Source organism: Roseateles sp. So40a (assembly GCF_048081605.1).
Classification (GTDB): Bacteria; Pseudomonadota; Gammaproteobacteria; order Burkholderiales; family Burkholderiaceae_C; genus Roseateles.
Genome location: NZ_CP182288.1, coordinates 2,663,172 through 2,683,319 on the forward strand (window position 1 = coordinate 2,663,172; position 20,148 = coordinate 2,683,319).

General features: G+C 68.7%; 19 protein-coding genes. 8 read left to right on the top strand and 11 right to left on the bottom strand.

Going from position 1 to position 20,148, the window contains the following annotated elements; all coding sequences use genetic code 11:
- Position 1: 1 nt before the first annotated feature.
- Complete coding sequence (locus ACNI65_RS12175) at positions 2 to 2,014, bottom strand: DNA topoisomerase IV subunit B (protein ID WP_416763309.1); 2,013 nt, start codon at positions 2,012 to 2,014, stop codon at positions 2 to 4.
- Between the two features lie 222 nt (positions 2,015 to 2,236).
- On the opposite strand from ACNI65_RS12175, the gene ACNI65_RS12180 reads away from it, so the two are divergent.
- The 7 genes from ACNI65_RS12180 (at position 2,237) to bamC (ending at position 8,835) form a co-directional block, all read left to right on the top strand.
- Entirely contained in the window at positions 2,237 to 3,682 is a 1,446-nt protein-coding gene (locus tag ACNI65_RS12180) for an amidohydrolase family protein (RefSeq protein WP_416763311.1), read from the top strand.
- Positions 3,683 to 3,698: 16 nt separating this feature from the next.
- Positions 3,699 to 4,937, top strand: a complete 1,239-nt coding sequence (locus ACNI65_RS12185; RefSeq protein ID WP_416763313.1) for an MFS transporter — start codon at positions 3,699 to 3,701, stop codon at positions 4,935 to 4,937.
- 23 nt (positions 4,938 to 4,960) lie between these two features.
- The gene (locus ACNI65_RS12190; RefSeq protein ID WP_416763315.1) at positions 4,961 to 5,101 is read left to right on the top strand and encodes a hypothetical protein; all 141 of its coding nucleotides are present in this window, start codon (positions 4,961 to 4,963) and stop codon (positions 5,099 to 5,101) included.
- Positions 5,102 to 5,156: 55 nt separating this feature from the next.
- The gene (locus ACNI65_RS12195; protein ID WP_416763317.1) at positions 5,157 to 5,960 is read left to right on the top strand and encodes an SDR family oxidoreductase; all 804 of its coding nucleotides are present in this window, start codon (positions 5,157 to 5,159) and stop codon (positions 5,958 to 5,960) included.
- A gap of 19 nt (positions 5,961 to 5,979) precedes the next feature.
- Positions 5,980 to 6,651, top strand: a complete 672-nt coding sequence (locus tag ACNI65_RS12200) for a class I SAM-dependent methyltransferase (protein WP_416763319.1) — start codon at positions 5,980 to 5,982, stop codon at positions 6,649 to 6,651.
- Positions 6,652 to 6,713: 62 nt separating this feature from the next.
- The gene (dapA, locus tag ACNI65_RS12205; protein WP_416763321.1) at positions 6,714 to 7,595 is read left to right on the top strand and encodes a 4-hydroxy-tetrahydrodipicolinate synthase; all 882 of its coding nucleotides are present in this window, start codon (positions 6,714 to 6,716) and stop codon (positions 7,593 to 7,595) included.
- 82 nt (positions 7,596 to 7,677) lie between these two features.
- Positions 7,678 to 8,835, top strand: a complete 1,158-nt coding sequence (bamC, locus tag ACNI65_RS12210; RefSeq protein WP_416763323.1) for an outer membrane protein assembly factor BamC — start codon at positions 7,678 to 7,680, stop codon at positions 8,833 to 8,835.
- A gap of 237 nt (positions 8,836 to 9,072) precedes the next feature.
- Here bamC and ACNI65_RS12215 read toward each other — a convergent pair whose 3' ends face one another.
- From ACNI65_RS12215 to ACNI65_RS12225, 3 genes are all read right to left on the bottom strand, one after another.
- Positions 9,073 to 9,270 (bottom strand): hypothetical protein, encoded by a 198-nt coding sequence (locus ACNI65_RS12215; protein WP_416763324.1) that lies wholly within the window; start codon positions 9,268 to 9,270, stop codon positions 9,073 to 9,075.
- A gap of 157 nt (positions 9,271 to 9,427) precedes the next feature.
- Entirely contained in the window at positions 9,428 to 9,952 is a 525-nt protein-coding gene (locus tag ACNI65_RS12220; RefSeq protein WP_416763325.1) for a hypothetical protein, read from the bottom strand.
- A gap of 28 nt (positions 9,953 to 9,980) precedes the next feature.
- A complete protein-coding gene (locus ACNI65_RS12225) occupies positions 9,981 to 11,108 on the bottom strand; it encodes a JmjC domain-containing protein (RefSeq protein WP_416763617.1) in 1,128 nt (375 codons plus the stop codon).
- A gap of 176 nt (positions 11,109 to 11,284) precedes the next feature.
- On the opposite strand from ACNI65_RS12225, the gene ACNI65_RS12230 reads away from it, so the two are divergent.
- Positions 11,285 to 11,806 carry an FKBP-type peptidyl-prolyl cis-trans isomerase gene (locus tag ACNI65_RS12230; RefSeq protein ID WP_416763326.1) on the top strand — a complete coding sequence of 174 codons (522 nt, stop codon included), beginning with the start codon at positions 11,285 to 11,287 and terminating at the stop codon, positions 11,804 to 11,806.
- Between the two features lie 7 nt (positions 11,807 to 11,813).
- On the opposite strand, the gene ACNI65_RS12235 is transcribed toward ACNI65_RS12230, so the two are convergent.
- The 7 genes from ACNI65_RS12235 to ACNI65_RS12265 form a co-directional block, all read right to left on the bottom strand.
- Entirely contained in the window at positions 11,814 to 12,923 is a 1,110-nt protein-coding gene (locus tag ACNI65_RS12235; RefSeq protein WP_416763328.1) for a hypothetical protein, read from the bottom strand.
- Positions 12,924 to 13,001: 78 nt separating this feature from the next.
- Positions 13,002 to 15,116: an ATP-binding protein gene (locus ACNI65_RS12240; RefSeq protein WP_416763330.1), complete on the bottom strand. Its 2,115-nt coding sequence runs from the start codon at positions 15,114 to 15,116 to the stop codon at positions 13,002 to 13,004.
- A complete protein-coding gene (locus ACNI65_RS12245; RefSeq protein ID WP_416763332.1) occupies positions 15,109 to 15,777 on the bottom strand; it encodes a response regulator in 669 nt (222 codons plus the stop codon). Before ACNI65_RS12245 ends, ACNI65_RS12240 begins: the two co-directional genes overlap by 8 nt.
- Positions 15,778 to 15,893: 116 nt before the next feature.
- Entirely contained in the window at positions 15,894 to 16,163 is a 270-nt protein-coding gene (locus ACNI65_RS12250) for a hypothetical protein (protein ID WP_416763334.1), read from the bottom strand.
- Between the two features lie 370 nt (positions 16,164 to 16,533).
- Positions 16,534 to 17,694 (bottom strand): ABC transporter substrate-binding protein, encoded by a 1,161-nt coding sequence (locus tag ACNI65_RS12255; RefSeq protein ID WP_416763335.1) that lies wholly within the window; start codon positions 17,692 to 17,694, stop codon positions 16,534 to 16,536.
- Between the two features lie 114 nt (positions 17,695 to 17,808).
- Positions 17,809 to 19,131, bottom strand: coding sequence for a TRZ/ATZ family hydrolase (locus ACNI65_RS12260; protein WP_416763336.1), 1,323 nt, complete (start codon positions 19,129 to 19,131; stop codon positions 17,809 to 17,811).
- Positions 19,132 to 19,149: 18 nt separating this feature from the next.
- Complete coding sequence (locus tag ACNI65_RS12265; RefSeq protein WP_416763338.1) at positions 19,150 to 20,124, bottom strand: nucleoside hydrolase; 975 nt, start codon at positions 20,122 to 20,124, stop codon at positions 19,150 to 19,152.
- Positions 20,125 to 20,148 lie beyond the last annotated feature (24 nt).

The following is a 20,148-nucleotide window of genomic DNA, read 5'->3' on the forward strand; positions in this document are numbered from 1 at the left end:
GTCAGACATCCACCTCGATGGCGTCGCCGTGCAGCTCCATGAGCTCGCGCCGCGCCGCCGCCTCGCCCTTGCCCATCAGCTTGTTGATGGCGCCCTCGGTGTCGCCGAAGTCCAGCTCGCCGTACTGCACCTGCAGCAGGCGGCGGGTCTCCGGGTTCAGCGTCGTGTCCCAGAGCTGCTCGGCGTTCATCTCGCCCAGGCCCTTGAAGCGGCTGATGCTCCAGCTGCCCTCGCGCGCGCCTTCCTTGCGCAGCTTGTCCAGGATCGCGGTCTGCTCGCCCTCGTCCAGCGCGTAGAGCTTGGCCGCGGGCTTCTTGCCGCGCGCCGGCGCGTCCACCCGGAACAGCGGCGGGCGCGCCACGTACACGTGGCCCGTCGCGATCAGCTTGGGGAAGTGGCGGAAGAACAGCGTCAGCAGCAGCACCTGGATGTGCGCGCCGTCCACGTCCGCGTCCGACAGGATGCAGATCTTGCCGTAGCGCAGCCCGGACAGGTCGGGCTCGTCGTTCTTGCCGTGCGGGTCCACGCCGATGGCCACGGAGATGTCGTGGATCTCGTTGTTGGCGAAGAGCCGGTCCTTCTCGACCTCCCACGCGTTGAGCACCTTGCCGCGCAGCGGCAGGATGGCCTGCGTCTCCTTGTCGCGGCCCATCTTGGCGGAGCCGCCCGCGGAGTCGCCCTCCACCAGGAACAGCTCGTTGTGCAGCAGGTCCGTGCTCTCGCAGTCGGTCAGCTTGCCGGGCAGCACCGCCACGCCCGAGCTCTTGCGCTTCTCGACCTTCTGCGCCGCGCGCTGGCGCGTCTGCGCCTGCTTGATGACGAGCTCCGCGAGCTTCTTGCCGTGCTCGACGTGCTGGTTGAGCCAGAGTTCCAGCGCCGGCTTGACGAACGCCGACACCAGCCGCAGCGCGTCGCGCGAGTTCAGCCGTTCCTTGGTCTGGCCCTGGAACTGCGGGTCCAGCACCTTGGCCGAGAGCACGAAGCTGGCGCGCGAGAACACGTCCTCGGCCATCAGCTTGACGCCCTTGGGCGCGAGCGCGTGCATCTCGATGAAGCCCTTGATCGCGCCGAACAGGCCGTCCTTGAGGCCCGACTCGTGCGTGCCGCCGGCCACCGTGGGGATCAGGTTCACGTAGCTCTCGCGCATGACCTGGCCTTCCTCGGTGAAGGCCACGCACCAGCTGGCGCCTTCGCCCTCGGCGAAGTTCTCGCTCTCGGAGGCGGTCGCGAACTGCTCGCCCTCGAACAGCGGGATCAGCGGATCCGCCGGCAGCGACTGCATCAGGTAATCGCGCAGGCCGCCCTTGTAGGTCCAGGTCTGCGTCTCGCCGGTCTTTTCCTGCGTCAGCGTCACGGTGACGCCCGGCATCAGCACGGCCTTGGAGCGCAGCAGGTGCACGAGCTCGCCCTTGGGCAAGTCGGCGCTCTCGAAGTACTTGGCGTCGGGCCACACGCGCACCGTCGTGCCCTGCTTGCGGTCGCCGCCCTTGATGTCGCCCTTGCGCGTGGCGACCGGCTCGACGACATCGCCGCCGGAGAAGGCCAGCGTGGCGACCTGGCCCTCGCGGTAGACGGTGACCTGCAGCCGCTTGGCCAGCGCGTTCGTGACGGACACGCCCACGCCGTGCAGGCCGCCGGAGAAGCTGTAGGCGCCGCCCGAGCCCTTGTCGAACTTGCCGCCGGCGTGCAGCCGCGTGAAGACGATCTCCACGACGGGCACGCCCTCCTCGGGGTGCATGCCGTAGGGGATGCCGCGGCCGTCGTCCTCGATGGTGATCGAGCCGTCGGTGTGCTGGATGACGGCGATGCGCTTGCCGTGCCCGGCCAGCGCCTCGTCGGCCGCGTTGTCGATCACCTCCTGGATGATGTGCAGGGGGTTGTCGGTGCGGGTGTACATGCCCGGCCGCTGCTTGACGGGCTCCAGACCCTTCAGGACGCGGATCGAGGCTTCGCCGTAGCTGCCCGGGTTCGTCCCCGAGGCGCTGCCGGTGGTGGTGACTGCTTTGGTTGCCATGGGGCGGGATTCTATGCAGCGCGGGAGACGCTCCCTGACGCCGGATGGCAGGGGTCGTTCCCATGGGGGTTTCCCCTCGGGGCACGCCCCCCTCCTGGGGGCCGTGCGCGCATGCCGCACGCGAGCCGCGCGCCGGCACGTCCGGTTACCGATCGAGCCCTGGCGGCGTGGGAGCGCTGTCGTAGCATCCGCCGCTTCCAGGTCCCTGCCTCTTCCGGTCCGATGCCCGCCCTGTCCTCTTACTTACGCGCGCTGCTGGCGCCGCTGGCGCTGATCCCCCTCCTCCTGGGGACGGCCGCGCGCGCCGATGACTTCAAGGCCAGCCCCGAGATGGCGATGGAACTGCGCCACGCGCGCTGGTTCGACGGCGAGAAGCTGCAGAGCGGCACGCTCTACGTCGAGGACGGCCGCTTCGTCGAGAAGCGCCCGCGCAAGGTCAACCGCCTGCTGGAACTGCGCGGCCAGACCCTGATCGCGCCGCTGGCCGACGCCCACAACCACAATCTGCAGAGCGCCTGGGGCCTGGACAAGTTCGGCCAGGATTACCTGCGCGACGGCGTCTTCTACGCCGCGATGCTGTGCGCCGACCCGGCCGCCATCGATCCGATCCGCTCGCGCATCGCCCAGGCCGAGACGCCGGATGTGCTCTTCGCCACCGCCTGCATCACGTCCTCGGACGGCCAGCCGCTGGCGATGCTGCAGTCGGGCACGCCGCCGATGTCGCTTGACCAGATCGTCGACAAGGCGGTGCTGGTCATGGACACGCCCGAGCAGGTGGCCCAGAAATGGCCGCTGATCGCGGGCCGGCACACCGACCTGGTGAAGGTCATCATGAGCTACCACGACCGGCCCGAGCTGCGCCAGGTGCCCGAGCAGCGCGGCCGCCTGGGCGTGTCGCCCGAGGTGGTGGCCGAGGTCGTGAGACGCGCGCACGCCGAGCAGCGCCGCGTGGTCGTGCACATCGAGAGCGCGGCCGACTTCGCCGCGGCCGTGCGCGCCGGCGCCGACTTCATCGCCGAGCTCCCGGGTTATTTCCCCCAGCACGGCGAGGACCCCGAGACCCACCTGATTCCGCCCGACATCGCCGCGCTGGCCGCCGAGAAAAAGGTCGGCGTGATCACCGCGACCGTCGCCACGCGGCTGTTCCAGCCCGCGCCGGAGCTGCTCACCCGCATCGAGGCGGTGCAGAAGCAGAACCTGGAGCGGCTCAAGGCCGCCGGAGTCCGGCTGCTGGTCGGCTCGGACCTGTTCACCGGCAACGCGCTGAGCGAGGTCCATCACCTCGACCAGCTGGGTGTGCTGGACAAGGCCGCGATCCTGCGCCTGGCCGCGGTGGACACGCCCCGCGCGCTGTTCCCGCAGCGCAAGCTCGGCTGCTTCCAGCCGGGCTGCGAAGCGAGCTTCCTGGTGCTGATCGGCAACCCGCTGGAGGACCTCGACGCGCTGGACAAGCCGCTGCTGCGCATCAAGCAGGGCCGCGTGCTGACGCAGCTGGACGACGTGGCCGCCACCGCCGGCGAGGAGAACAACGCGCTCAACGGCAAGGCGGCCGCGCCATCGAAATCCTCCAAGTCGTCGAAAAAGGCGACGACCAGGAAGTCCGGCGCAGGCAAGGCCAAGCCCGCGGCGAAACCCAATAACGCCAAGAGCGGCGGCAAGACCGGCTAACCGCTACATTCGCCGGATGAGCGCGACCCCGACCTCCCCTTCCGCCCGAGCCGCCACCCTGTCGATGAGCCAGGTGCTCATCTGCGGCGCGGCCATCGTGACACTGTCGATGGGCATCCGCCACGGCTTCGGCATGTGGATGACGCCCGTCACCATGGACCGGGGCTGGACCCGCGAAGCCTTCTCGCTCGCGCTGGCCGTGCAGAACATCGCCTGGGGCGCCGCCGGCCCGTTCGCCGGCATGATCGCGGACCGCTACGGTGCGCTGCGCGTGCTGGTCGTCGGCGCGATGCTCTACGCCGCCGGGCTGGCGCTGATGGCCGTCTCGACGACCTCCGCCGGCTTCCTGGGCAGCGCTGGCGTGCTGATCGGCCTGGCGCAGTCGGGCACCACCTACGCGGTCATCTACGGCGTCATCGGCCGCAACGTCTCCGCGGACAAGCGCTCCTGGGCCATGGGCATCGCCGCCGCGGCGGGCTCCTTCGGCCAGTTCCTGATGGTGCCGGTCGAGTCCTGGCTGATCGGCTACAGCGGCTGGCAGAACGCGCTGTTCGTGCTGGCGATCGCCGCCTGCCTGATCGTCCCGCTGGCCTTCGGGCTGCGCGAGCCGGAACGCCCGCTCACCGCGGGCGGCCACCACCAGAGCATCGGCCAGGCGCTGCGCGAGGCCTTCGGCTACCGCAGCTTCCAGCTGCTGATGCTGGGCTACTTCGTCTGCGGCTTCCAGGTCGTGTTCATCGGCGTGCACATGCCGAGCTACCTCAAGGACCACGGCCTGACGCCGCAGGTCGCGGCCAACGCGCTGGCGCTGATCGGCCTGTTCAACATCTTCGGCACCTTCGCCGCCGGGTCGCTCGGCCAGCGCCTGCCCAAGCGCTATCTGCTCTCAAGCATCTACCTGCTGCGCTCGATCGCGATCATCGTCTTCCTGAACGTCCCGCTGACCGCCACGAGCGTCTACGTCTTCGCCTCGGTGATGGGCGTGCTGTGGCTGTCCACGGTGCCGCCGACCAACGCCATCGTGGCGCAGATCTTCGGCGTGCAGCACATGTCCATGCTGGGCGGCTTCGTGTTCTTCAGCCACCAGATCGGCTCCTTCCTGGGCGTGTGGCTGGGCGGCAAGCTCTATGACGCCACCGGGTCCTACGACGTCGTCTGGTACCTGGCCATCGGGCTGGGCGTGATGGCGATGCTGGCCAACCTGCCGGTGCGCGAGTCCGCGATCGCGCGTCAGCCCGTGCCGGCGGCGGCCTGAGCACCATCACCGGGACGACCCCGATGACACGCCGCGCGCTCACCCGCATCCTGGGGCTGATCGGCGCGCTGGGCGCGGCGGCGGTGCTGGCGCTGGTGTTCCTCGCCTACACCCAGCCGCTGCTGATGCAGCAGCTCGGCGACGCCTTCTGGGCCTGCTTCTGATCCTGCCTCCGGGCCGGCTTTCCACAACGACAACGCAGACAGACACGGAGACAACATGGTCGTGATCATCACCGGTGCCTCCGACGGCATCGGCGCCGAACTGGCGCGTCAATGGGCCCGCCGCGAGGGCGCCAAGCTCTCGCTGGTGCTGGCCGCGCGCAGCGTGGACAAGCTCGAGAAGGTGGCCGCCGACTGCGAGGCTCTTGGCGCGCGCACGCTCGTGCAGCGCTGCGACGTCGAGTCCCAGGAGGACTGCCAGGAGCTGGTGCGGTCCACGCTGGGCGCCTTCGGTGCGATCGACGTGCTGGTCAACAACGCGGGCATGTCCGCGCATGCGCTCTTCGACCAGGTCAAGGACCTGACCTGGTACCAGCGGCTCATGCAGATCAACCTGTGGGGCTCGGCCTGGTGCACGCAGGCCGCGCTGCCCGCGCTCAAGACCAGCCGCGGCCGGATCGTGGCGGTGTCCAGCCTGGCCGGCCTGCTGGGCATTCCCGGGCGGACCGCCTACAGCGCCAGCAAGTTCGCGATGACCGGCTTCTTCGAGGCGCTGCGCACCGAGGTCGCCCCGCACGGCGTGAGCGTGACCATCGCCTATCCCGGCGTCGTCGACACGCAGATCCGCTACCGCGGCTTCAACGCGCAGGGCCAGGCCTCGGGCCTGAGCAGCCTGGATGAGCGCGGCGCGATGACCGTCCAGGCCTGCGCCCGGCTGATCCTCGACGGCACGCTGGCCCGCGAGCGCGACATCGTCATGACCGCCAAGGGCAAGCTGGGCCGCTGGCTCAAGCTGCTGGCCCCGGCCATGGTCGACCGCCTGGCGATGAAGGCGCTCAAGAAGGAACAACGCCCCGCATGATTCCCGGCATGAACCCCGCATGACCCCCGTCCCGAGTCCCCACGCCCCCGTCTCCTACCCCAGCCACTGGGTGCTGCGCTGGTCGCAGGCCTGGCGCGATCGCGAGCAGCCCACCGCGCTGGACCTGGCCTGCGGCTCGGGCCGGCATCTGCGGCTGCTGGCCGGCGACGGCGTGGCCGTGACCGGCGTGGACCGCGACGCCGCCGCGCTGGCCGGGCTTCGCAACCTGTCCGGCCGCGTCGAGCTGATCGAGGCCGACATCGAGTCCGGCCCCTGGCCGCTGGCGGGCCGCGTCTTCGACCTGGTGATCGTCACGAACTACCTCTGGCGGCCGCTGCTGCCCCGAGTGGTCGAGGCCGTCGCGCCGGGCGGCTGGCTGATTTACGAAACCTTTACCGATGGACAGCAAACGGTCGGCCGCCCCGCCCGGCCCGAATTCCTGCTGCGTCCGGGCGAGTTGCTCGAAGCGGTCGCCGGCCTGCGCGTGATCGGCTACGAGGATGGCTTCGAGGGCGAGTCCGACGGCGCCTCCCTCGACAGGCCGAGGGGCGCTTCCCTCGGTGAGGGCGTCAACGGGCGCTACGTCCAGCGCGTTGCTGCCGTTCGCGAGAAACCGTCCGAAGACCTCGCGGCGTCCGCCGCCGCGCCCGGGCACGCGCCTGGGGTCTACCCGAGGTACCGGCTGCGCTGAGCGCCGACCTCCGGAAGCGCCCCGGCGCTTCAGTAGAATCCGCCGATCACGAGGAATCCTCAATGAACGCAATTGTTGGCAGCATCGTCGCGCTGGTCACGCCGATGCACGAAGACGGCCGCATCGATTTCGATGGGCTGCGCAGTCTGATCGACTGGCACATCGACCAGGGCACCGACGTCATCGGTGTCGTGGGCACCACGGGCGAGTCACCCACGGTCACGATGGAAGAGAACCGCGAGGTGATCCGCGTCGCCGTCGAGCACGTCAAGGGCCGCAAGCCGGTCCTGGCCGGCACCGGCGCCAACGCCACCGCCGAGGCCATCGAGCTCAGCCGCTTCGCCAAGCAGGTCGGCGCCGACGCCTCGCTGTCGGTCGTCCCCTACTACAACAAGCCCTCGCAGGAAGGCATCTACCAGCACTTCAAGGCGATCACCGAGGCGGTCGACCTGCCGACGATGCTCTACAACGTGCCCGGCCGCACCGTCGCGGACATGGCCCCCGAGACGGCCATCCGCTGCGCCGCGCTGCCCGGCGTGTTCGGCATCAAGGAAGCCACCGGCAACATCGAGCGCGCCGCCTGGCTGATCAAGCACGCCCCCAAGGGCTTCAGCATCTACTCGGGCGACGACGGCACCGCTGTCGCCATGATGCTGATGGGCGGCCGCGGCTCGGTGAGCGTCACCGCCAACGTCGCGCCGAAGCTGATGCACGAGATGTGCACGGCCGCCATCGAGGGCCGCGTGCGCGAGGCCACCGCGCTGCACTTCCAGCTGCTGGGCCTGCACAAGCAGCTGTTCTGCGAGCCCAGCCCGGCCCCCACCAAGTGGGCGCTGGAACGCCTGGGCCGCAGCAGCAACCACCTGCGCCTGCCGTTGACGCCGCTGACCGCGGCCAGCCAGCCGCAGGTCGAAGCCGCCATGCGCGAGGCCGGCCTGCTCTAATACCGCCGGCCGGCGCGCCGCCGGCCGCTCCACTTTCCTTCAGCGGCCGCGGGCCGCCGTTCCTACCTCGGAGATCTCCAGCGTGACTCGTCCCCTTTCTGATACCGGCGCTTCCACCCCGGTGCGCGCGGCCTGCCTGCTGGCGCTGGCCTCGCTGACGGCGTGCAGCACGTTCGAGAGCGTCACCACCAGCGACAAGGTCGACTACCGCTCCCAGGCCAAGCAGACCACGGGCCTGGACGTGCCGCCGGACCTGACCCAGCTGCCCAAGGAAAACCGTCCTACCGGCCCCATCAGCGCCGCGCAGATGGCCGCCCAGCCCAATCCGCAGCGCCCCGTCGCCACCGCCGGCGCGCCCACCGCGCTGGACAAGGCCGGCACGGTCGAGTTCCGCCGCCTGGGCAACGCCCGCTGGCTGCACAGCACCCTGCCGCCCGAGCAGCTCTGGCCGCAGATCAAGGGCTTCTGGCAGGACCGCGGTTTCACGATCGAGTCCGAGGACCAGAACGTCGGCCTGATGGAGACCAACTGGGCCGAGAACAAGGCCAAGCTGCCGCAGGACTTCATCCGCAAGACGCTGGGATCGCTGCTGGACTCGCTGTACTCCACCGGTGAGCGCGACAAGTACCGCACCCGCCTGGAGCGCAACGAGCAGGGCGGCACCGACATCTACGTCACGCACCGCGGCCTGGTCGAGGTCTACACGAACTCGCAGCGCGACGACACCGGCTGGCAGCCCCGCCCCTCCGATCCGGAGCTGGAAGCCGAGATGACCTCGCGCCTGATGCTCAAGCTCGGCGGCAAGGACGAAGACGCCAAGACGATGGTCGCCAACGCCCAGCCGGCCGCGCCGACCTTCGCCGAGCAGCCGCGCGGCAACGCGCCGCGCTCGCTGGCCGAGGTGCCGGATCAGCTGCAGGTCAACGAGGACTTCGACCGCGCCTGGCGTCGTGTCGGCCAGTCGCTGGACCGCCACGGCTTCACCATCGAGGACCGCGATCGCAAGCAGGGTCTGTTCTTCCTGCGTTATGCCGACCCCAACCAGGCCGGCAAGGAAGACCCGAACTTCTTCCAACGTCTGTTCGGCGCGACCAGCGCGTCGAGCGCGGTGCGCTACCGCGTGTCGGTCAAGACCGAGGGCAATGTCTCGACGGTCAAGATCCTGGACGACAAGGGGGTGCAGCAGACCAACGAGCTGGCCAAGCGCATCCTGCAACTGCTGATGGAAGACGTCCGCTGAGTTCAGCCCACCGATGGCGAACCGTACGCCATCAGTTTGCGCAAAACAAAACGCCACCCTCGGGTGGCGTTTTTCATGGGCGCTCATTCGCCGGAAGCCGCACTTGTCATACGCCAACGGTGGGCCGGCAAACTCCAGTCAAATACCAGCTGGCGGTGCGCTCCTCGCGCAGATTCGCCCAGGCAAAGAAAAAGCCGCATGGCGGACCATGCGGCTTTTTCAGGACGAGTGAACGTCTTAGTTGCTGGCAGCCGAGGCCGGAGCAGCAGCGTCCGAAGCGGCAGCCGAAGCTTCCACGGCCGGGGCCGAGGCTTCAACGGCGGGAGCCGAAGCTTCCGGAGCGGGCGTCGCCACGGGAGCGGCTTCTTCCTTCTTGCCGCAAGCGGTCAGAGCAACAGCGGCCAGCAGGGAGGCCATCAGGATCGACTTTTTCATACTTGTCCTCAAGTAACTTTTAGACGAACAATCAATTACCGGTAATTAATGAAGTCGTACCAGAGTACGAGTACGAACTTCAGCAGACCAAGACGCGGAAAACCTCGAGCGCTTCCCTCGCCTAGCCGGCAATTATAGCCATCAGTTTGTAATCGTCTTACAAGCCTAGGGTGCTGCTAGCGAACGAAGCGGCAGACCGTTGCTCAATAGCGTCAAACCATTCATACGCCATGGCTTCTTCGCGGGGATCACGCAGTGAGAGTGACGCCCGCGACGGGGTCCACACCTTCACCGTCAGCAATCCGGGTGCCAGCAGCAGCGCCTGGGGCGCGGGGGTGCTGCGCTCGCCGAGGTCGGCCGGATCATAAGCGTGCGCGCGCACCACATGGTCGTGCAGCTGACGCCACTGGACGAAACGCGGATGGACGCGACGCAGCGTCTCGTAGTCATGCGCCGCCAACAGGCGCAGTTGACGATGCGGCAGCGCCCAGCGATGCAGCCCCTCCAGCAGCGCCGCGTCGGACAGCGGCCACCCGCTGAAGTCGGCGTCCAGCCAGCAGAGCTCGCGCCCGCCTTGCGCGGCGGCCAGCAGCAGCGCTTGCCGCAGCAATTGCCGGACGCCCTCGGCCGACTCGACGAGGCCGGGCTTCAGGTTTTCCGGGAGCGAAGCTTCTGTCGACATGGCGGTCTCCTTTTCCCTGCGGACGTGTTCAGGCGGGCAGCACCCAGCCGTCCTCGGCCCATTGATCCAGCAGTTCCCGCGCGCCCTCGCTCAGACGCGCGACGTCCGCCGGCGACAGCGCGCGCGCGTCAGCCAGGCGCCGCATCAGCGTCGCGTCGCGGCCGCCAGCGCGGAAGGACTGGCCGTTGATGAAGACATGCGCGGCGTCATACATCATGCGCGCCCGCGTGCTGAGCCGCGCGCCCTGCCCCGGCGGCAAGGCCTCGCCCGGCTCGAAGAACACGCGCGGCTTGGGCTCGGTCAGCGCCTCGCCAAGCGCGCGCTCCAGCGCCAGCGGCTCGGCCGCCGCCTTCATCACCGCCTCGCGCGCGAACGCGGTCAGCGCCTCGGGAATGCGCCCCGGCTCCCCGGTCGCCGCCTGGCGCGGATCGGCATACATCTTGTCGCCTCGCGGCTCGTCCTCGTCATCGGTCAGGCGCACCAGCAGCTCATTGGCCAGTTCCGCGCGCCAGGGCGAGCGGAACCCCACCGACGCCGTCATGCAATCGCCGCCGACGGCCACGCCGTCATGCGCCCAGCCCGGCGGCAGGTACAGCATGTCGCCGGGCTCGAGCACGAAATCCTCCTCGGGCTCGAAGTCGGCCAGCACCTTCAACGGCACGTCGTCGCGCAGCTCGCCGCTGGTGGACACGCCCAGCCGGCCGATCCGCCAATGCCGGCGGCCGGCCACCTGAATCAGGAAGACGTCATAGGAATCGAAATGCGGGCCGACGCCGCCGCCATCGCTGGCATACGACAACATCAGGTCGTCCAGCCGCGCCTCGGGCACGAAGCGGAATCGGCTCAACAGCGCATGGGCCGCATCGACATGCAGATCCAGACCCTGCACGAGCAGCGTCCAGCCCGGCTTGCTCCACGCCGGCAGCTTGGCGATCGGGCCCTGGCGCATCGTCCAGCGATCGCCGTCCTGTTGCGCGACCAGCCGCGACTCGACTTCCTCGCTCGCGGCCAGTTGAGCCAGGCCCGCCCGATCGATCGGCGCCTGCACGCCGGGCAGCGCCTGACGCACCAGCAAGGGCTGCTTCTGCCAATGGCGCTTCATGAACTGCGTCGCGCTGAGGCCGCCCAGCAGCGGCAGCGCCGCCTCGATGTCGATGCCCGAGACGGGCGCGGCGGCGCTTCGTGCCGGCGAGCCGGACGTGGAGCCGGTCGAGGATCGCGACGCCCGGGGCGACTGGGCCGCGGCGGTGGCGGTGGCGGTGGCGGCGGCACGGGACGAGGGGGACTTGGAGGTGGAGCTCATGGGCGGGCATTGTCTGAGAGAATCGCGCGATGCAAATCACTGCCCCCTGCGTCGTCTCCCTCACCTGGAGACTGGAAGACGCCCAAGGCCAGTCCGTCGAGGTCCTGGACCCGCCGATGGAGTTCTTTTTCGGCGGCCAGGACCTGTTCGCCAAGGTCGAGGAAGCGCTGGTCGACAAGGTCACCGGCGATGAAGTCAGCGTCGCGCTCGAGCCCGAGGATGCCTTCGGCGACTACGACAGCGACCTCGTCTGCTTCGAGTCCCGCGAGGTCTTCCCCGAGAACGTCGACGTCGGCATGCAGTTCGAGGGCCTGCCCGAAGGCGCGCTGACGCCCGACATGCCGTCCGACCGCATCTACACCGTCACCGAGATCTATCCCGAGCACATCGTGCTCGACGGCAATCACCCGCTGGCCGGCGTCGGTCTGCGCATCCACGTGACGGTCTGCGACGTTCGTGAAGCCACCGAGGAAGAGATCGAGGCCGGCACGCTCGGCGACTCCGGTTTCTCGGTCGTCAGCGGCCCGGCCTCGGACGAACCGCTGCACTGATCGCGCGTCATCGCGGATCGGCCCCCGCGCCCTCCGGGAGGAGCGGCGCGGTGGACTTGACCGGCTCGCGTGCGCACAGCCGCCGATACAGATCGAAGACCTTCGCTTCCAGCTCGACCGGGCTGGCGCACAGCCGCGCGCCGATCAGGCGCGCGCGGTAGTTGTAGATCTGCTCGCGCACCGCGTGGGACCAGCTCTGCGTGCTGGGCGTCAGGTCGAAGGTGCAGGTGCGCAGCACGTGCAGCCAGCCGGCCAACGCCGGCTCCGGCAACATCGCCAGGGTGCCCGCCAGTGACGCGGGCGGCAGTTGTCCCGGCGCGTACAGGCGCTGCAGCATCAGCAGCCGGATGACCAGGGCCGGATCCGCTCCGGCCGCCAGGCCCAGCGCATCCAGCGGCGCGCCCTGGCGCAGCAGCCGTCCGACGCGCGCAATCACGTCCAGGTCGCAGGCCGGCAAGGGTCGAGGCGATTCCTCCTGGGGCGCACACAGCAGATCGCCCTGGAAGCAGCGCACGCCCAAGGCCTTGAGGCGGACGTAATCGGCCGGCTCGGTCAGCCGGTCCGCGATGAGCACCGCTCCGGCCTGCTCGACCACGCGCAGGACGGGCGCCCAGGCGCTCACCGGCGCGAGCGTGGCATCCAGCTTCACGAAGGACAGCATCGGCAGCCACGCGAAGCGCGGATCGTCCGGCGTCACCACGCCCGACAACGCGAAGCGGTAGCCACGCGCATGCAGTTGCGCCACGCGGCGCGTCAGCGGCTCCTGCACCGGCACATCCACCGGCAGCTGGATCGCCCCCAGCGCGCCGGAGAGCACGTCGGCGATGGGGCTCGCGAGCGTCGGCGCGTCCATCTCGACGAACAGACAACCGGGGCGCCGTCGCGCGAGGCCCGCTTCCAGCAGCGTCTGGCTGAGCAACAAGCTGGTCGCGTAGGGACTGGGCGGCGGCGGCGCTCGCCGCGCGCTGTCGCGCCAACGCAGGCTGAGCGACTCGCCCAGCGGCTGGAGCGATCCGTCGATGACGGGCTGGCGGGCGAAGCAGGCGTGCGGCGGTTCGGGGGGAGGCAGCAGCCGGGTCAGCGGCACGCTGCTGCGAGACGTTCGGGAAGATGGCATGACCGTGACATTCATCGACTGACCCGGATCTCCGGGCGGCCCACCAGTATTTCGAGGAATGGCGCGCGGTTCGATGGCTCAGCTCAGTGGCAATGCGCTCGTTTCCGACTGGGAACTGGGCCCGACCCACTCGTTTGCAGGGAGTACGGCGGCCCCGCGGGTCAACGGCAGGCTCAACCAGGTCCGGGCGCCCTGCTCGGTGCGCTCGAAATGGAAGCTCGCGCCGATGCGTTCCGCGCGTCGACGCAAGCCCGCCAATCCCGTGCCGCCCGACAGCGGCGAATCGGTCGCGACGGCGTCCGGACCCGCGTCTGGCGCCCGTGCATCGCGCTGGCTCGCGCCGGATTGCCCGTTGTCCTCGATCAGCACCTCCAGCCGCTCGTGTTCCACCACCGCCATGCGGATGGACAGGCGACTGGCCTGCGCGTACTTGATGGTGTTGGCCACCGACTCCTCGACGATGCGCATCACCTGCTTGGTCAGGTCGTCCAGCAACACGATCTCCGGTCCCTCGGGAATGTCGTACTCGATCTGGAAATCGGCCCGGGTCAACGATTCGTCCAGATTGCTGCAATAGGTGAAGAGCACGTCGTGGATCGTGCGCTGCTCACGGATCTCGGTGACCGAGATGATCTCGCGCAGATCGGTCAGCGCCGCCATCAGCCTGGCCTCGAGCCGGTCATGGTCGATCTCCCGGTCGCGCACGCTGAACAGCGTGGTCACCAGCTTGGAGCCGATGCCGTCGTGCAGGTCGCGATAGATGCGGTCGCGCTCGCCCTGCGCGGCCGCCTCGGCTTCCATCTCGCGCTGGCGGTGATGGCTGACCAGCAGCTCGCGCTCGCGCTGCTGCAGCGTGTCGGTCAGGATGAGGTTGTGGTCGCGGATGCGCTTCACGTTGGCCTGGAACTTGGTGAGCAGGATCTGGGCGACGACGAACAGCAGCAGCGGCACGCTCAGATGGCTCAGGAAGATCGGCGACACCAGCAGGTGCGCCAGCGACCATCCGGCGTCGGGCATCGGGAATTGGACGATCTGCAGCACGGCGTTGTGGTCGCGCAGCGCGAAGACCTGCGCGAGCACCGACTGGAAGAGCAGCGACATCGCCGTGCGTGACCGCGTGCGCGCCACATGCAGGGCCAGCCGGGAGCACGCATGCAGGTGGAACACGAGCAGCACTGGCAGCCAGTAGGCATCCAGCCAGGCCCTCCCCTGTCCGCCGAGCCACGGATACGCGACCGCAGCGAACGAGGCCGCGCCGATCAGCGCCGCGCGCCCGACGCGGCCCAGCGGTTCTCCGACGAAGGCGAACAGGAACAGCGTGAGCACCGCCACGACGCCGCCCATGCAGGCGTACTGGGCCCAGGCCCACAACGGCAACAGGGGGGCCGGCACGTAGGGCAGCAGCACCAGCGTGTAGAGCACGGACCACAGCACCGTCGTCGCCCCCGCGTGGAGGAACACCGCGCCATCACGGCGGCTGGCCAGCCACGCGCCCAGCATGAACATGCCCGCAAGCAGGCAGAACACGTTCGAGGCATTGGCCAGCGAGGACCCGATGAAGGTCGTCAGCTCATAGATGTAGGACACCGTGTCCAGGTCACCGATGTAGACCGGCGCCAGTTGCACCTGCGGGTCCCAGGTGGTGACTTCCACGGTCACCTCGTTGCCCTCGGGACGCAGCAGGCGTCGGGCCAGCGAGACCTGCAAGGGCCGGTACCACTTGTAGCGTGCCGTGACGGAGGACTTCGGCAGCCCGCCGACCCAGACCCCGTTCAGGTAGACGTCCATGCCGTCCAGCGCCTGACTGATCAGCAGGCTGGCGCCTGGGATGCGGGGCTCGCCGCGGGGTGGCGCCCCTGGTGTCCGTTCGCAGCACGGCGCCGGGCGGGAGAGGTATCGATCCACGTCGATGCGGTATCTGATGCGCTTGAGGTCGCTCGACGGGCCGATCTTGCGCAGATACGGCAACTCGACGCGAGGCTCGTCGGCCAGGACGCTGCCGCTCAGGCGCGGCGCCTCCGGTCCGGCGTCGCGACTGCCCGCGGCGCCGCCGACGATCTCCAGGTCGCGGACATGCTCGACGCGGTAGACGCGCGTGGCCAGGCTGCTGGTGGCCACCACCAGCAACACGATCACGAACAGGGTCAGCCAGAAGCACACCGCCTTGAGCGACCCGCGCCTCGGACTATTCATCGATCAGCCCGTGCAGCCTCGCGGCATTGGCGGCCATCGCGCGCGATTTCACGCCGAGCTTGCGATACACGCTGCGCAGGTGCTGGTTCACGGTGTGATGCGAAATGCTGAGCCGCTGGCCGATCTCGACGATCGTCAGCCCCTCCACCAGATGCCGAAGCACATCCCATTCGCGCTCGCCCATTCCAAGCTCGCGCAGCACTTTCTCGCGATCAACCTGGGGGCGGACGTTGTTCTCCAGCATCGTGATGCGGTCGATGACCAGTTGCGCGACCGCCGGACTCAGCGGCGCCTGGCCGTTGTGCGCGCTGACGAGCTTGTCCACCATCGACGGCTGGATCTCGTCCTTGAGCAGGTAGCCGGTGGCGCCGGCGCGCAGGCTGCGCATCACGTGCTTGCTGTCGCCGAAGGTGCTCACCACCACGCTGCGGGACTCCGGACACTTGTCCTTGATCAGCCGGATCAGCTCGACCCCGTCCACATCAGGCAGCCCCAGGTCCACGACATACAGGTCGGCGCGGTTGGCCAGGATCGCCGCGATGGCCTCTCCGCGGTTCTTGGCGATGCCCACCACCTCGCAGAAGCTGCTGTTCGAGATCACATCCACCAGCCTTTTCATGACGCTCGGGTCGTCTTCGATGATCACGATGGCGATACTCATGGTTTGGCTCCTTCTCACTCGTTATCTCAATGCCTGGAGGCGGGCACAGTTTCGCGAGCAACAGGAAACCGACAATCACCGAATCAAGTAAACCCGAAAACACTACCCCACTGGATTCAGTGAGGCTCGGTGACCGGGGGCGGCGGCCGCTCCCAATCTCCTTTATCCGAGCGCGCGACCCGTCGGCATCGGGTTCTGACCCAATCCTCGACGCTGCCGGCCAGGCAGGCGATCAGGAGCATCAGCCCCCCGCTCGCCAGCAAATAACCAATTGCAGTCAGCCCAAATGAGGGATCGCCTGGTGACCGTGCGCCGGCGTGCTCGGCCGCCAGGCAGCTCGCGCCGGCGACAACCAGGCCCAGTGCAATCGCATACATGTTTCTCATGGCACGCTTCCATTCGCAAACCTGCGAGCAGTGTCAGCGACTTCGATTCGTCTGCTAATCACTCATTGATGTATGGAATAACCTGAATGTGCTATTCGACGGAGGAAGCATTGACGAATATCGTGCCGAACGAGGACCGTGCATCGGCGCGCAAAGATTCAATATTCGAATCACATGTCAATCGGTCGAGCACGCCAGGCTTGATGAATCCCCTCGAAGCAGATGAAATACCCGGCCTCAGTCGTGAGAAAGGTCGCGACGGCAACCCGTTCGACGGGCCGTAACGGCCAGGAAATCCGCGCGGTTCCGGCACCAGAACGACAACGGGCGCCCGAAGGCGCCCGTCGTGGGAGAGGAGATCGAGGCGCGGTCAGCGCAGGAATCTGCCTCGGGGATCGATGATCGCGATGTCGGCGAAGTTGGTGCCGGTGTGGTCGGTCGGGCTGAAGCTCAGGTCCATGCCGCCGAGGTCGTAGCGCGACATCCCGTTGAGCGCGCGCAGCACGCTGGCGCGCGAAGGATCCTTGCCGGCGCGCTTGAGGCTTTCCACCAGCACCTTGGCGCTGGCGTAGCCCTCCATCATGGCGGGGGTCACCAGGCCGCCGCTCTCGCCAGGCTTGGCCTTCACGAGGTCGGTGAGCTCGCGCACCATCGGCAGATTGGTGCTCCGCTCGCTGGGGAAGACCTGCGAGACGATGACGCCCGCGGCGTTCTGTCCGAGCAGTTGCACGAAGCCGTTGGACGCGTTGTTGGACAGCGTCGCGCCCAGGATGCGCGAGCCGGCCGCGCGCAGCGCGTTGATGGTGTCCGCGGTGATCTGCTGCGAGGCCACCAGCAGCACCACCTGCGGGTCCGCGGCGATCAGCTGCTTGACCACGCCGGCGATGTCCGGCTTCTCGCGCTCATAGGTCAGATGGGCGACCGGCTTCATCTTGCGCTCGTTGAAGGCGGTCATCGCGCCGGTGATGCCGTCGGCGCCGAAGGTGTCGTTGACCTGCACCAGCGCGATGCGCGTGTTGCCCATCTCCAGCAGCAGCTGCACGGCGCGCTCGGCCTCGCGCTGGTAGGTCGAGCGCACGTTGAAGACGTACGGATGCACCGGCTTGTGCAGCAGCATCGCGCCGGTGGACGGCGCGATCAGCGGAACCTGCGCCTTGTCCAGCAGCGGCATCACCGCCTGCGTGTGCGGCGTGCCGCGGGTCAGGAACAGCGCCACCGCGCCCTTGTCGATCAGGGTCTGGGCATTGGCCGCGGCCCGCTTGGGATCGAAGCCGTCGTCCAGCGACTGCAGGTCGATCTTCTGGCCGTTGACGCCGCCGGTGGCGTTGATGTGGTCGATGTAGAGCTTGGCGCCGAGCGTCAGTTCCTTGACGCTGGCGGCGACCTGACCGCTGAAACCGGCCGTCTGGCCGATCAGGATGTCTGCCCGGGCCGCCGCGCTGACCCCGAGGGCCAGGGCCGCGGCGGCGAGGTTGACGACGAAGGATGTGACCTTGCGGCCCAGCGGGTGCGTCCGGGTTGGCTTGCTCATGGTGTCTGTCCCACCAGCGCGCGGGGTGTGGCGGCCGGCTTTGTCTCCTGCACACCGACGGTCTTGTCCGCGCCGTCGGCTCCTCGACGCCGACGACCCCGCATTCAGGGGGGATCAGCGCCCGGCGCGCATCTTAGCCACGATGTCCTGCACCTGACCCAGCAATGCCTGGGTGTCGAAGGTCAGAACGTTGCGATTCGACAGCACCTGCCGGCCGCCCACCCACACATCCGTGACATGTTCACGCCCGGCGACATAGACCAGCTGCGCGTCCGCGTGATAGACCGGCTGGCATTCGACGGAGTCCAGCGCCACGGCCACGACGTCGGCCAGCTTGCCGGCCTCCAGCGTGCCCAGGTCATTGGCGCGTCCCATGGCCTTGGCGGCGCGCACGGTGGCCATCTCCAGCGCGGTGCGCGCGGACACGGTCAGCGGGTCGCCGGTCACGCCCTTGGCGAGCAGCGCCGCGGCGCGGATCTCGCTGAACATGTCCTGGCGGTTGTTGGAGGCCGCGCCATCGGTGCCCAGCACCGTGTTGACGCCGGCGGCTTCCAGCGCCTTGACCGGCGCCACGCCCGACGCGAGCTTCAGGTTGGAGCTCGGGTTGTGGACAAGGTGGACGCCCTGCTTCGCGACGAGGTCGATCTCGTCCGGGGTCAGGTGGACCATGTGCACGGCGATCATCTTCGCGTTCAGCAGCCCGAGCTTGTTCAGGCGGGCCAGCGGGCGCTCGCCGTACTGCTTGACGCTGCCGTCGATCTCATCCTGCGTCTCGTGGATGTGGCAGTGCATCTGCAGGTCGTACTTCTCGGCCAGCTCGCGCAGCTGGATGAAGGTCTCGTCGGAAACCGTGTACGGCGCGTGCGGCGCGCTGGTCCAGTCCAGCAGCTGCTCGCCCTTGAACTGCTCGTAGGCGGCCAGGCCCTTGGCGATGTAGTCCTGGGCATTGGCGGCGTAGCCGGTGGGGAAGTCGATGACGTTGATCGACACGCCGGCGCGGATGCCGCTGTCCACCGCCGCGCGAGCCATCGCGGTGGGGAAGAAGTACATGTCGTTGAGGTAGGTCACGCCGCCGCGCAGCGCCTCGGCCGCCGACAGCATCGAGCCCGTGTAGGTCCATTCCTCGCTGACCCACTGGCGCTCCAGCGGCCAGATGTGGTTGTTGAGCCAGTCCATCAGCGCCAGGTCGTCCGCGACCCCGCGCAGCAGCGACATCGCCGAGTGCGTGTGCGCGTTGATCAGGCCGGGGATCAGGACGTGGTTCGGCAGCTCGACGCGCTCGGCATCGGCGTAGCGCTTCAGGGCCTCCTCGCGAGGCAGCACGGCGGCGATGCGTTCGCCCTCGATGGCCAGCGCGTGCTGCTCGAGCACCGGGCTGTCCGGGGTCATGGTGATCAGCCAGCGGGGCAACAGCAGCTTCACGGCTTGGGTCGTCATGGGGGTCTCCTCGATGCTTCAGAAAATCTCGTCGAACAGCGCCAGCACGCGCGGGGCGTCGACCTCGACGCAGACCTGCTGCGACGGATGGCCGCTCCAGGGCGTGCCGGTGCCGTGCTCGTTGCGCCAGTCCTGGATGGTCTGACCGGTGGCGATGCCCTCCAGCGCGACGCGCACCGGACCGGCGCGCAGCGTGAAGGCCTCGGGCACCAGCAGGATCGCCGCGGCGCTCGCGTCGTGGGCATAGATGCCGCCGATGCCGTCGCGCGCGTCGTAGAACTGCTGGTAATGGCGCGTGGCCAGCCAGAGCAGCTCACCGGCGCCGTCGCCGCGGCCGCGCAGCTTGGCCAAGTCCGCCTCGCGCATGATCGCTTCCTGCGTCACGTCCAGGCCGACGATGGTCACCGGCCAGGCGGCGGTGAAGACCTGATCGGCCGCCTCGGGGTCGGCCATGATGTTGGCCTCGGCCACCGGCGAGACATTGCCCGCATGGCCCTTGAGCCCGAAGGCGCCGCCCATCACGACGACGCGCTTGACCTTGCCGGCGATCGACGCGTCATGCGCCAGCGCCAGGGCCAGGTTGGTGAACGGGCCGACCGCCACCAGCGTGATCTCGCCGGGGCGCGCGTTGACCATGTCGCAGATCAGCTGATGCGCGGGGCGCGGGTCGAGCGCGCGCGCGGGCTCGGGCAGCCGCGCGGCCACGCCGCCCAGGCCGTCGTCGCCATGCACATGGGCGGCGTCCTTGCGGCGGCGCTTGTCCAGCAGCGGGCCGCTGGCGCCGGCGGCCACGGGGATGTCCTTGCCGAACAGCGCGGTCAGGCCGCGCGCGTTGCGGGTCGTGGTCTCGACCGGCCCGTTGCCGAAGACCGCCGTGACCGCCACCAGGTCGAAGCCGGGATGGCAGGCCAGCAGCGCGAGCGCGAGCGCGTCGTCGATGCCGGGGTCGGTGTCGAAGATGACGGGAATCGGAGAGGAAATCTGGCTGTCCATGGGGTACTGCATGAGGGTGGGCGC

Excerpts from the sequence above, each read along its gene's own strand:
- ACNI65_RS12245 (WP_416763332.1), bottom strand. The coding sequence starts at position 15,777 with ATGAGTATCGCCATCGTGATCATCGAAGACGACCCGAGCGTCATGAAA.
- ACNI65_RS12235 (WP_416763328.1), bottom strand. The coding sequence starts at position 12,923 with ATGCCATCTTCCCGAACGTCTCGCAGCAGCGTGCCGCTGACCCGGCTG.
- ACNI65_RS12250 (WP_416763334.1), bottom strand. The coding sequence starts at position 16,163 with ATGAGAAACATGTATGCGATTGCACTGGGCCTGGTTGTCGCCGGCGCG.
- ACNI65_RS12175 (WP_416763309.1), bottom strand. The coding sequence starts at position 2,014 with ATGGCAACCAAAGCAGTCACCACCACCGGCAGCGCCTCGGGGACGAAC.
- ACNI65_RS12265 (WP_416763338.1), bottom strand. The coding sequence starts at position 20,124 with ATGGACAGCCAGATTTCCTCTCCGATTCCCGTCATCTTCGACACCGAC.
- ACNI65_RS12230 (WP_416763326.1), top strand. The coding sequence starts at position 11,285 with ATGCAAATCACTGCCCCCTGCGTCGTCTCCCTCACCTGGAGACTGGAA.
- ACNI65_RS12220 (WP_416763325.1), bottom strand. The coding sequence starts at position 9,952 with ATGTCGACAGAAGCTTCGCTCCCGGAAAACCTGAAGCCCGGCCTCGTC.
- ACNI65_RS12190 (WP_416763315.1), top strand. The coding sequence starts at position 4,961 with ATGACACGCCGCGCGCTCACCCGCATCCTGGGGCTGATCGGCGCGCTG.
- dapA (WP_416763321.1), top strand. The coding sequence starts at position 6,714 with ATGAACGCAATTGTTGGCAGCATCGTCGCGCTGGTCACGCCGATGCAC.
- ACNI65_RS12195 (WP_416763317.1), top strand. The coding sequence starts at position 5,157 with ATGGTCGTGATCATCACCGGTGCCTCCGACGGCATCGGCGCCGAACTG.
- ACNI65_RS12185 (WP_416763313.1), top strand. The coding sequence starts at position 3,699 with ATGAGCGCGACCCCGACCTCCCCTTCCGCCCGAGCCGCCACCCTGTCG.
- ACNI65_RS12260 (WP_416763336.1), bottom strand. The coding sequence starts at position 19,131 with ATGACGACCCAAGCCGTGAAGCTGCTGTTGCCCCGCTGGCTGATCACC.
- ACNI65_RS12255 (WP_416763335.1), bottom strand. The coding sequence starts at position 17,694 with ATGAGCAAGCCAACCCGGACGCACCCGCTGGGCCGCAAGGTCACATCC.
- ACNI65_RS12215 (WP_416763324.1), bottom strand. The coding sequence starts at position 9,270 with ATGAAAAAGTCGATCCTGATGGCCTCCCTGCTGGCCGCTGTTGCTCTG.
- ACNI65_RS12200 (WP_416763319.1), top strand. The coding sequence starts at position 5,980 with ATGACCCCCGTCCCGAGTCCCCACGCCCCCGTCTCCTACCCCAGCCAC.
- ACNI65_RS12180 (WP_416763311.1), top strand. The coding sequence starts at position 2,237 with ATGCCCGCCCTGTCCTCTTACTTACGCGCGCTGCTGGCGCCGCTGGCG.
- ACNI65_RS12240 (WP_416763330.1), bottom strand. The coding sequence starts at position 15,116 with ATGAATAGTCCGAGGCGCGGGTCGCTCAAGGCGGTGTGCTTCTGGCTG.